We start from the raw sequence: 12,234 nt of genomic DNA, 5'->3' as shown, positions 1-12,234 counted from the left end.
CCATGGGAATATTTAATGAAGAATGAACAAACCGAAACCTCTAATTATGGGCGCAACTAATTAGGGGAGGTTTACATTGGTGCCATGGAACATCAAAGGCTTAAAATCAGCTAAATAGTAAAGAAACGGAAGGCTAATCACCTTCCGTTTTTTTAATTATTTTGATTGAGATTTGAAAAGGTGTTACGGATACGTTTTAAGGAAGAGGTTGCACTGTCACCCATCAAGGCGGTGACTCTAAAGAACAAAATATCAAACAGCATCATTTGAGATAATTGAGGAGTGATCATGCCTAATTCGTGGTGGCGCTCTTGGTAAGCAAATGGCAGCACAAGATCCGCCATTTTGGTTGTTGGTGTTTTTCCATAACGAGTAATCGCAGACACCGTGCAACCTGATTGTTGAGCAATTTCGAGTGACTGAAGGACTTCTTTAGTTTGCCCTCGGGTGGTAAAAGCCAGAGCAAGATCTTTTTCCGTCAACATACTCGCGTAGGCACGTTGAACATGCGTGTCTGAGTTAAAAAGTACGTTTTTATTAATTCGAATGAGCTTTTGACAAGCATCAGATGCCACGACACCGGATGAGCCGACGCCAAATAGCGCAATTTTTTCAGCGTTGACGATAGCATTTGCAAGCTGTTCTAACACTTCAGGTTCAACAACTTTAATGGAGTTTTCAACATTCTTGCTAAATAGATATCCTGCTTTTTGGATCACCTCAGAAGGGGAGTCATCTAAGCGGACGTCGCTGTATAGAATTTCTCCTACATCGTGTTTTTGAATCGCTAAATATTCCAGCTTGAATTCGGAGTATCCTTTGTATCCAAGATGTTGTGCGAAGCGGATGACAGACGCATTACTCACACCACACTGTTTCCCTAGAGCGATGGCGCTAAGTGTAGAGATGTTGTTTTTTTTATCGTTCAGAAGAAATCCAGAAATTTTCTTTTCTGCTTCACTACCATGTACCGATAGTGTTTCCAACCTAGGAATAAGATCTGACATATAGACGCCTGAAATATATGTTGAAGTTTAAAGAATGTTGCTTAACATCATAATCAATATGCTTACACATATCACGCTTAACGTCGTTAAATACAACTTGGTTTCAGAGAGTTGTTTAAGCAACAACGTTGAAAGTGGAACACCAAGCAAAGACCCAACAACCAAGGTAAACGCAGTAGGGATATCACTTTGGCCTCCTTTCGCGTAAATGAAAGAGGTACTGGCCGATAAAGCCAATGCAATAACAATAGACGAGCCAACGGCTTTTTTTATCCCAATACCTAAGTAAGAATTAAGTACTGGAAGAAGCAATACGCCGCCACCAATGCCAGTCGTTCCTATGATAAGCCCACAAAAAGCCCCCAAACTTGAAGCGCGACGATAAGACCAATTTGATGTAGCGGATAACGCCATTGTTTGCTGCTGAGGGTGTTGGCTTTTCATATATTTGCGCATGAGTGAAAAAAGGGCATAAAACATCATCAACACAATGAGAACTTGTGTGATGGTGGAAATCAGTTGGTTATAGTCTTGATGTTGATGCAAATACACGACCGTTGAAGCACTTAACATTCCAATAGGAATCGCCCCAAGCAGAATGCCTTTAACACTGCGCCAGTCAACATTGGCGGCTTTGATATGGCAAAAACTCGCATTCACTTTTACTAATGATGCGATCAGGCTTGCGGTTCCGACCGCAAGCACTGGTTCCATATGAAATACGAACTGAAGAAGTGGGATGATAAGAATTCCACCGCCCACACCGGTTAACCCCATTGCTAGCCCAAGCACCAATCCCATCGCAAGCTGAAGTAATATGCTATAGCTGGTGGCGTTACTGAGTAAGAGTGAAATGAATTCCATGCGTCCAACCTCAGTCGTTAGATACCATCTTCTGATGAATTATCTTGGCGTGAGGCTTCTAGTGCGTCGGCTAATCGTGTCAGTCCGTTATGCCCACTGACTACTGCTGTCTTGGCAAATTCAATTAGATCTAAATCTTCTCGTTCTAACAACATCTCGACACACAGTTGTAAGTTGGTGCCTGAAATCACTTCGACATCATCTCTCTGCAGGGCGATTTGTGAGGCCACTCGGAATGGGCTGCCACCTAATAAGTCGGTGAAGAAAACTACGCCGTCTGTGGTGTCTAGTTTGTCGACTTCTTTCAGCATCAGGGTTTCGAGTTCAGGAACAGAAATGCCTTCAACAAAATCAATGGTTGAGAAATTAGGTTGGGCACCAATAATTTGGTGAATTGCTTGGCCTAAACCTGAGCCAAAATGACCGTGACCAACGAGAATTACAGCTATCATATTTCGTCCTATGAATGAATTAGGTTAAGAATGCGGGCAAAGCCCGCATTAGAGGCCACAAGAGCCGTTATAAAATGCCGATGTAATGACCACCGATACCGAACAAAATCATCAGGAATATGATCTTCGTTGGAGAGAGGCCTTTCATAAGTAGGCGGTAAGTCAGGAGTACGAACAGTACTGGTAGAATGTTCGGGACAATTTTATCCAGTAAGTCGGTTTGGATATTAAAGGTCGTGTCCGCATAACCAATGGTGGCTGTAGTCTTTAGTTTTACAAACTGGGCAGACATAGCACCAATTACCATAATACCGACGATGGTTGCAGAGCGAGCCATCGCAACGGTGTGGTCTTTCAGCTTGTCCAGTGCTTTCAAGCCGGACTCGTATCCATACTTGAACAACGGAATTTGTATGCTTAGTCGGGTGACGTTCAGTAGCAACAGATAGAAAATGGGCGCTAATGCCACATTATCCAGTGCTAAAGAAGCCGCAATGGCTGCACTAATTGGTTTTAGCGTAAGGTTAAACATTGCATCGCCAATTCCTGCAATGGGGCCCATTGCCGCCACTTTAAACGCACGAATGGTTTCTACTTTTTGTTTACTCTGCTCCATTGCAAGGACAAGGCCCAGAATAAACGTCACCAAATAAGTGTGTGAGTTAAAGAAGTCCATGTGAGCCCGCATTGACTCGCCTAAACGTTCTTTTTGCTTGTGGATATGCTTTAAACCCGGCGAAATCGCCCAGAGAAAGCCACACGCTTGCATCCGCTCGTAGTTAAATGAAGCCTGAATAAAGAGTTGTCGCCACAATATTTTCCTAACCACACTCTTGGGCAGTGCATTTGAGCTTGTCTTATTTTGTTCGGCAACAGATGCTTGTTGAGTTAGTTGTTCTGACATCTTAAATACCTCCGCCTTGGTTTTGGTTTGATGTAACAGCTGGCTTATTTTCTTCTATTCGTTGTCGCGTCATGTAGTCAATGACGGCGATACATGTAGCGAAAATAGCGATAGCAAGTACCGGAAGATTCAAATATGTCATGGCTGCAAACCCGGCAACAAAGTAGGGGATGAATGCCTTTTTAAACATGATCTTAAGTAGCATCGCAAAGCCAAGTGCTGGCATTAAACCCCCCGCTATTTTAAGACCAGTGATGATGCCTTCAGGAACGTAGGTAATAATGGTGTTAGCAACTTCTTCGCCAAAGTAAACAGGCAGTACAGCGGTGATAAAATAAAGACACCCTAAAGAGAGCATGCCTAAATGATTGATACGGGCGATCCCTTTATCATCACCTTGTTGTGCTAAGTCGTCAGCTTTGTGCATTAAGCCTGAGAACACGGTAAATTGAAGTACGATCAGTTGTTGCATCAAGATAGCGAACGGTAGTGCAATACCCACCACGACTTCTGGAGCAAAACCGCCTTGAATTGCGAATGCTGTACCTACCACAGCACCGATGGTGACATTGGGTGGCTGCGCACCAGCAATGGGCACTAAGCCAAGCCATGCAAGCTCAAGTGCCGCACCTACTGCAAGGCCCGTTTGGTAATCACCTAAGATCAAACCAACAACAGGGCCGGTTACGATAGGGCGTCCAAAATAAAACTGCCCGCTATAAAAGTCGACGCCTGCAAAGGCCGCCCACAGTCCGATTAATAGTATTTCAAACATATCTATCCCTTATATGCGTCGTAGAGTTCAAAAATATCCAGCTTGTCTTCTTCAGGCATACGCTGGATGGCAAAACGTACTCCGAGTTCTTTAAGGCGCTTGAACGCTTGCATGTCGTTGTCATCAACCGATACGGTGACATGAATCTGTTTTTTTCCCTCGGAGAAGTGCATGTTGCCAATGTTGATGTCATTGAGTGGCACCCCACCTTCAACTAAGCGAACCACGTCTTGAGGCGTTCTTACGATAAGAATAATATGCTGCTCTGGTGAGGCGTTGTGGATGACATCGATGGTTTTTTGAATGGAGAAAAATCGTACGCCCATGTTTCCTGCTGACATAGTCATCAGGTTTTGTTGTACTGAATCTTGTGCAACATCATCATTGGCGATGACGATCAGATTGGCACCGGAGTGATGGCTCCATGCCACTGCAACTTGACCGTGGAGCAAACGATTGTCAACTCGAGTTAGGTTGATACCCATAGTGTTCTCTCTTTCTAATGTTATTTTAGTTACTGGTGTGGCGCTGTTTAGCGGTAATAAGTTGTTCTTCTAGTGTTTGGAATTCGTTCTCAATGCACTTAAGTGCTTGCTCATAGGAGACTTTTCCTAGGCACATAAGCGCTGCAATTCGAGGTTTATATTGAGCCTTTTCGAGAAATTGTTTGGCTTTCTCCACTGGGATTTGGCAGATGGAGGCGACCATATTCTCTGCGCGATAAATCAGCTTTTCGTTGTTAGCAACAAGATCGATCATCTGGTTGTTATAAACTTTGCCTAAACGGGTCATAACGGTGGTACTGATCATGCCCAGCAGCATTTTTTGTGCAGTACCACTTTTCATTCTCGAAGAGCCGCTTAGCACTTCAGGGCCAACGTCAGGTGCGATTGCAATTTTAGCTTCTTGTTCCATTGGGGATGTGCCACGAGTACAAATGGCAATAGTTAAGCAACCCATTTCATTGGCGTATTTCAGCGCTGAAAGTGCAAACGGGGTTCGTCCACTGGCAGAAATACCGATGACCACGTCGACAGGCTTGAGGTTTCGATATTCTAATGCGCTGATCGATAAGGTATCGCTGTCTTCCACATCTTCGACAGCGGCTAGCATGGCATCTAACCCACCAGCGATGATCGACTGAACCAGTTCTGGACTGGTACCGAAGGTAGGGGGACATTCAGCACTATCCAGAACGGCCAGACGACCACTCGTTCCGGCGCCGACATAAAATATCCGACCACCGTTGAGTAGTTGCATGCAAATCGCATCCACGGCTTTTTCTACAGCAGGAAGTTGTTTTTCAATGGCGCTAGCTACCGTTTTATCGTGTGTATTGATGGTTTGTAGGATTTCAAACGTACTCATTTTTGAAAGCCCTAATGTTTTTGAATTCATTTCATTTTCAATCAATGCATCAATCTTGGTGTCTCGCATAAATTCAAATCCTTATTTATAAACTTATCTGGAGTTTCATTACCGTAGCTTCTTTTTAGTGTGTAATGAAAGTACATTTGTGATTTTATAAATAGATGTGTGAGTTATGTCATAAGAGTACAATTATTAAGTACACTTATGAATTAATGTTACATACTGATGCTGTTGATTATGGGAAAGGTTTTTTTGTAGTCAGCATTTAGATTCTCGCAGGTAACAGGTAGGGGGCTATTTAGGGTTCGTGTTCGAGAATAGTGTTCAAACATTTAATCCTTACTTGATAGAAGGAATTGGTGACAAACATGAAAAAAATGATAGTACTTAAACTAAGCGCTCTTACGGTGAGTTTGGGGCTTTTAGTGATGCCTATAGCAATCGCGACGCCTTTAAATACAACGTTTTCCGCTACTGCCTCAGTTCAGAATGACGCAGATATTCGCGATGGTGTAGCACAGCAAATGGCAGCGTATATCGATGCCACAAAGCCTAGTGTGACTGACGTAGGCAATTGGATTGTTCCGATATCGGAAGGCGGAGAGTTTAATCCAGAGACCGGTCAATGGTCGGATATTGACTATGTATCCTCAACCGCAGCAGCTTTTCCTGTGACCGAGCATTTAGATCGCTTGGTGGCTTTAGCGCGTTGTTACACCAACACTCAATGTAACGAAAGTACATCTCCAGTATTGCTTACAACCATTTCAGCGGGAATGAGACACTTTGCAGAAGCTCAATATACTCATACAGGCTGGTGGTTCAATTACATTGGTATTCCCCACAAGGTAGGTGAATTGGTGGTGTATGTCAGAGCGAATCAAATCCCGGTCAATGCGGTAGATTACCAAGCGTTAGTTGACGCGAAATACCTGAATGCTCGAAGCCACTGGAGTTATGGTCGAGGAGCCAATGCGATTGATATTGCCATAGCGAACATGTATAGCGGCGTGGTAAGAGACAACTCAGAAAGGTTGAGCTATTACAGTAATGAAGCACTGAATGAAGTTGGTCGTAATGATATTGGGATCAATGCAGATAAGAGTTTCTTTGCTCATGGTCCGATGCTTAATACTAACTCTTATGGGTGGGTTTTGGTCATGCGGACACTTCAGGTTGAAGCGTTTACGCGCGGTTATTACTCGATGAGCACCAATAGCCAAAACTCGTTAGAAGGTTTTATGGATCAAGGCATGTATCCCACATTCCGTGGTCGCTATCATGACTATCTAACGGGTGGACGAGGTGGTGTTTCAAGAGAAAACAACCTTGGTCGCGGGTTCTCTACGGATGCATTACAACGACTCAATCCTGATAGAGCTGAACACTTTGAACTGGTTAATAAAGTGACCAGTGGACAAGTATCTGCAGCTCAAATGCCGTACCGGGGCGTGAAAGGGTATTGGAATGGCGATTATTTGCTTAAAAATGAACAGGCTTATCAATATTCTGCACTCACTCATTCCAATCGAACCATGGCGATTGAACAGGGCAATGGTGAAAACTTACTAGGCGCTTTGATGTCTATGGGATCGCATTCCATCCGTTTGTCAGGAGATGAGTACTACAACATATTTCCTTTGTGGGACTGGTTGAAAATCCCCGGCGTGACTGGAAGAGAAGGCCAGTCGATGAACGTAGGCTGGAATAGCAAAGGTATTGCATTCTCTGGTGTTATGTCGGCTGCAAACAACGCCATCATGGTACATAGCCAAAATAAATTTGGGGTCAAGGTTAAGAAAGCGAACTTCGTTTTCTCCGACGCTATTGTTGCGATGGCCTCAGAGGTCACTTCCAGTCAAGCTGGTCTGGTTACTACATCCCTTGAGCAAAATTGGTTTCGCGATAATGTGACCATTGGGCTTAGCGATGGGAGTACAGACTCTTTAACTTTGGGTGAAAATAGCTATAGCGGCGAAGAGCTGGCCTACCTGCTGCATAATGGTACGGCTTATGTGCCGCTCGACAACAATACCTATAAGGTCAGTGTTGAAGAGCGTACCGGCAAGTGGACACGAGTAAATAGCTCGGAAAGTGACCGTGATATTACGGGTACGGTGTTTACTAGCTGGATTGATCATGGTGCTTACCCTACAAACACAACCTTCAGTTACGCTATCTACCCGGGAGTTACTGCTAATTCTGTAGCAAATTTAAATCCTCGTAACCGGTTTGTGACCTATCAAGAAGGGAGCAAATTGGCGGTATATGACAAGCGCGATGACGTTTTACAACTTGTACTGCGTGAAGCGGGCCAATGGAGTAATACAGAGCTGACGTTGGTGTCTGATCAAGCTGGCATGTTTGTGGTCACCGGTGTCAGTTCGCAGCAACCAACACTGTATTTTGCTGATCCGGATCAGGCGTATACCACTGCAACGGTGAGCTTATACAATACGCACGGTGGAGCATCATCCCAATTGAGTGCGCCGAATTACCAGCAAACCAATGTTTCATCGGACCCCTTGGCTATGGGTGACATTCAGCTCACTCCCGATCTCGTGTTGCAAGCCGCATCAGATACCTTTGTCCGTTACGGAGGCTACTCTGATGACAACTACGGTACCTCTGAAAAAATCGCGGTTAAAGCAGATTCTAATTCCGCATACCGACGTCATGCTTACCTTCAATTTCCAATTGATCAGGTAAATGCCTCTGCGTTAAATACCGCTAAGCTTGAGTTATCCGTTTTCAATGTCGGCGCAGCTCAGCCCGTTGTTGCCTATTTGGTGAATGATAACTCGTGGGGTGAGTCTGCAATAACTGCGAATACTGCACCTGCAACCGGCGTGCAAGTGGCTACGGCAACGAATAACAATGGTGTATTCCAATGGGATATCACGGATGCTGTACGTACTGGTGCCCAACAAGGCTTAAACGCGATTAGCCTTAAACTTGAAGTTGCCAATAATGGTTCAAATAACTGGGTGACGTTTAACAGTAAAGAAAATGCAGCTGCCGGCCCTGTGATTAACATCGATTATAACCCGATAGAAGAGCAGATTAATGCTGTTGAAGATGCATTTGTTCAAGGTGGCACTTCTGCTGATGGGAATTTTGGTCATGATTCACGCTTGATCGTAAAACTGGATCCCAATTCATCAAGTTTAACACGTGAAAGTGTGCTTAAGTTCCCGATTGGGTATTTAAGAGCGGATGCGTTAAATCGTGCTGAAGTTTTACTTGAGGTGAAATCAATTGGCCAAGCCATGACGTTCAATATTGCAGAAATTGACTCCAATTGGACTGAAAGTAATGTGACCTTTAATTCACTCTCGAGAGGGAATAGCACGCCGATTACGGTTACAGTAAATACTACGGATCAGACGGTAGCGATTGACGTGACTGGATTAGTGAAATCTGCATTAGAGCAGGGTAAACAACAGATCTCATTGCGATTGTACAGTGGTGATTCTGGAGGGCAAAAATACGCCACTTTTTATAGTAAAGACAGTGACTTTACGGCGCCTTCGTTAAGCACCTCAAGTTATTAATACACTTAATATGCCACTTTTACTCTTTCGCAGTAAAAAGTGTCATCTGCTAATAAAGTCTCTACTTAGGTAGAGACTTTTTACATACACGCCATAAAGAAGGTATACCTCAATGAAACTAGATCTGACAGGTTGCCCAAAATGAGCTCGCTGAATAACACTGTGGCTTTCATCATCACAATTTTGGCCGACCTTTGCTAATCCGAGCCTTATAAATTTCGGTGTAAGCTCAAACTAGCCCATAACCCAGATATAAGAGGCTATCGCTAACCTCTTATTCGGTAACGCGGGTGATTTTAGTTAAAGTAACTTGGTTACACTCGATTGATTAGTACTATCGTTAACTTCATATCCCAAAGCTCGAATTTGCTCTCGGATTGTATCTGCTTCAACATATCGCCCCTGTTGTTTCAAACATTGACGTTGTTCTACGAGCTGGTGAACTTGTTTGGGGATTGTAAACTCTTCCACCTTATCAAGGTTAAGGCCAAATACTTGATCAAAATAAAGTAGTGTCGCTTTTTTATTGGCAGGCTCTATGGAACTATCAGTGACCTCCCATAATAAGGCGAGTGCTTGCGGCATGTTCAAATCGCGGCTGATACGTGTAAGAAATTCAGCTTTGAACTGGTTGTCAACGTTACCACCGTTAGGCATATCAGTGATTTTCTTTCTTAATCTACGCAGTGCCTTTTGTGCGCCATTCAACCCTTCCCAAGTAAAACTGAGCTGGCTACGATAGTGACTGGTTAAGGTTAAATAACGATAAGCTAGAGGATCATAACCTTTGTCGATTAGGCTTTCTAAACGCAGTGTAGAACCTGACTTAGATATTTTCTCATTGTTAATATTTAAGAAGTAACCATGCAACCAAAAGTTTGCTTGTACATGTCCGTTTTTAGCTTGGCATTGTGCAATTTCATTGGTGTGGTGGACAGGAATGTGATCTTCACCACCGATATGTATATCGAAGGTCTCTCCCAAGTACTTCTCTGCCATTGCTGAACATTCAATATGCCACCCTGGGAAGCCATTTCCCCATGGACTTGTCCACTCCATTTGCCGTTTTTGTTCGCCAGTGAATTTCCAAAGTGCAAAATCTGTAGGATGCTTTTTCTCCGCCATATCAACGCGAATGCCAGCTTCCAAACCTTGCTTATCTAATCGCGCAAGCTTTCCGTAGTCGGGTAATTTCTCTGTATCAAAATAAATACCATCACTCGTTCGATAGGTATAGCCTTTAACTTCGAGTGACTGAATAAACGAAATCTGTTCTTGAATATGATCGGTTGCTCGGCAAGTGATAGAAGGTTTGAGAATGTTAAGCCTTTCAAGATCAGTAAAAAATGCGTTTTCAAAAAAAGTAGCAATATCCCAAGCTGATTTTTCTTGTTTGCGTGCACCTTTCTCCATCTTGTCTTCACCAGTGTCACCATCTGATACTAGATGTCCGACGTCGGTTATGTTCATGACATGATTAACTTGATACCCATTGATCTGTAGTACGCGTTTTAGAACGTCAACGAACAAATAGGTACGTAGATTACCGACATGTGCATAGTCATAAACGGTTGGGCCACATGCATAAAGGCCAACCTTACGGGGTTGAATCGTATAAAACGGACTCAGTGTTCTATTAAGGGTATTAAAGAGCTGGAGTATAGGTTGGGTCATAAATCATATCCTTATAAATACAAAAAGGCCGTGGATGAAAACATCAACGGCCTAGGTCACAGTGCGATAGGTTTGCTACGTAATAGCTACACGAAAACGGCCGTAAATAAGGTATTTACAGCAACAAAATAGAGTTTGAGTGGAAGTAGTTATCAGCATCATTTTTTTAAATTAAAATAGATGATTAACAAAAGCAATACATTTATTCGATGACTATTTTGAGAGTCATCGTTGGTAGTAATGGACGTCACCCGTACTATCAAAACGGGCGCATTAAACTTAGCTACTTCCCATACTATGAGTCTTCCATGAATTGCTAATTTAGAGAAAGCTGTAGATCATTTCTGTCCATACTAGTGTCAGGCCGCACTGTTCTGGCACATTTATGCCCCATTCCTTCTCAGCGTGAAAGTTGACTCACAATCTGTGATTGTACGTTTGCCTTACCTGTAGTTATCCGAGGGAGTCTCGAATTAAGCTTTTTAAATTATGCGTATTTTTGCAATCTAATACCCAATGCCTCTTATTAAACTATTGATTTTAAATTGAACTGTGATTGGAAAGGCTGCATGATAGGTGTATGAAAAGCGGCTAAAAGACGTATAAAAAGCGTTATACAAAATGAGGAAGTATGCAATACAAAAGTAAAGCGGTCACTGGCGACGCTGGCGAGTACTTTTTTGCCTATAAAGCCACTTCTATGTTTAAGTGGGCAGTTCGCTTACTCGATGTCGACCTAGGGGTGGATGCTGAAATAGAAGTAGTTGAAAATGGGAAAAGTGACTTACGGCTAATAAAAGTGCAAATCAAGTCGTCAGTGAATGTAACTGGTAATAGCCATTCAATTTATGTTACTCCCGAACACATAGAATACTGGAAAAATACAAACCTTCCGGTTCTGGTTTGCCTTGTGGACTTAAATAATGAAAAAGTTTACTGGAAGCACATTAGAAATGAGCTGAGTTATAAATCATCTGGTGAAAGTTCAAAGGTTACTTTCGACTTACGGTTTGATGAGCTTACAGAAAGGTCTAAATCAGAGTTACTTAAAATAGCGATACCTAATGAGTTTAAGCATTTTGACAAGTTGAAAACGGAACTAAATCAGTTGTTGTCAAAATTGCCACACCCAGTAGTACATCAGTATGTACCGCATACTGATAGTGAACTAAACGAACTGTTTAACAATATAGATAAGTCATTAGAGATCCTAAATAAAATGCGTGAGCTTATACTTATCCACCCCAATATTGGAAATAACGGTATCAATAGTCATATTTCAGGTGTGCACCAGTATCTAATGCAATGTAACCAGTTTGCGGAAATGTGCAACCGAGCGGAAAGAGGGTGGGATTAAATTTTGTATAACAAGCAATTTAAGAGGGATTCACAACGCTTGGCGATTTCAGCGCAATTTCAGTTCCGTGTTTATGGCACAATATTTAAGTTGGGTGGTATCGCGTTATCGCCCGTTAGTAAGGCGTTACTTTCCCATACGTCAGCTAATCCGTTATGTTCTAATTTAGTAATATAACTGGCACGGTTTTGTCCAACAATGAGCTAGCTTTCGTAGCTGGCTTTTTCCGCCCCTTTATTGGTTCCAGTAAAAACCAAATGGGTAAATAGTCGAATT

At 42.9% G+C, this 12,234-nt stretch carries 10 protein-coding genes; 2 read left to right on the top strand and 8 right to left on the bottom strand.

Going from position 1 to position 12,234, the window contains the following annotated elements; translation table 11 throughout:
- Nucleotides 1-152: 152 nt before the first annotated feature.
- From ACQEXT_RS17550 to murQ, 7 genes are all read right to left on the bottom strand, one after another.
- Nucleotides 153-1,007: a MurR/RpiR family transcriptional regulator gene (locus tag ACQEXT_RS17550; protein ID WP_426953081.1), complete on the bottom strand. Its 855-nt coding sequence runs from the start codon at nt 1,005-1,007 to the stop codon at nt 153-155.
- Nucleotides 1,008-1,034: 27 nt separating this feature from the next.
- Nucleotides 1,035-1,871, bottom strand: coding sequence for a sulfite exporter TauE/SafE family protein (locus ACQEXT_RS17545; protein WP_426953080.1), 837 nt, complete (start codon nt 1,869-1,871; stop codon nt 1,035-1,037).
- Nucleotides 1,872-1,888: 17 nt separating this feature from the next.
- Complete coding sequence (agaF, locus tag ACQEXT_RS17540) at nt 1,889-2,323, bottom strand: PTS galactosamine/N-acetylgalactosamine transporter subunit IIA (protein WP_426953079.1); 435 nt, start codon at nt 2,321-2,323, stop codon at nt 1,889-1,891.
- 67 nt (nt 2,324-2,390) lie between these two features.
- Nucleotides 2,391-3,227 (bottom strand): PTS system mannose/fructose/sorbose family transporter subunit IID, encoded by an 837-nt coding sequence (locus ACQEXT_RS17535; protein ID WP_426953078.1) that lies wholly within the window; start codon nt 3,225-3,227, stop codon nt 2,391-2,393.
- 1 nt (nt 3,228) lies between these two features.
- A complete protein-coding gene (gene agaW / locus ACQEXT_RS17530; RefSeq protein ID WP_426953077.1) occupies nt 3,229-4,002 on the bottom strand; it encodes a PTS N-acetylgalactosamine transporter subunit IIC in 774 nt (257 codons plus the stop codon).
- Between the two features lie 2 nt (nt 4,003-4,004).
- Nucleotides 4,005-4,487: a PTS N-acetylgalactosamine transporter subunit IIB gene (gene agaV, locus ACQEXT_RS17525; protein WP_426953076.1), complete on the bottom strand. Its 483-nt coding sequence runs from the start codon at nt 4,485-4,487 to the stop codon at nt 4,005-4,007.
- 25 nt (nt 4,488-4,512) lie between these two features.
- A complete protein-coding gene (gene murQ, locus ACQEXT_RS17520) occupies nt 4,513-5,439 on the bottom strand; it encodes an N-acetylmuramic acid 6-phosphate etherase (protein WP_426953075.1) in 927 nt (308 codons plus the stop codon).
- 302 nt (nt 5,440-5,741) lie between these two features.
- Between murQ and ACQEXT_RS17515 the strand changes: the two genes are divergently transcribed.
- Nucleotides 5,742-8,927, top strand: coding sequence for a DUF7594 domain-containing protein (locus ACQEXT_RS17515; protein ID WP_426953074.1), 3,186 nt, complete (start codon nt 5,742-5,744; stop codon nt 8,925-8,927).
- 300 nt (nt 8,928-9,227) lie between these two features.
- Here ACQEXT_RS17515 and cysS read toward each other — a convergent pair whose 3' ends face one another.
- Nucleotides 9,228-10,601 (bottom strand): cysteine--tRNA ligase, encoded by a 1,374-nt coding sequence (cysS, locus tag ACQEXT_RS17510; RefSeq protein WP_426953073.1) that lies wholly within the window; start codon nt 10,599-10,601, stop codon nt 9,228-9,230.
- A gap of 631 nt (nt 10,602-11,232) precedes the next feature.
- Here cysS and ACQEXT_RS17505 point away from each other — a divergent pair.
- Nucleotides 11,233-11,958: a DUF4365 domain-containing protein gene (locus ACQEXT_RS17505; protein ID WP_130355271.1), complete on the top strand. Its 726-nt coding sequence runs from the start codon at nt 11,233-11,235 to the stop codon at nt 11,956-11,958.
- Nucleotides 11,959-12,234 lie beyond the last annotated feature (276 nt).

The sequence above is a fragment of the Vibrio sp. TRT 29B02 genome (genome assembly GCF_050113655.1).
GTDB lineage: Bacteria > Pseudomonadota > Gammaproteobacteria > Enterobacterales > Vibrionaceae > Vibrio.
The sequence above is the reverse complement of the archived record's forward strand: the minus strand, read 5'-3'. Positions and strand labels throughout refer to the sequence as shown.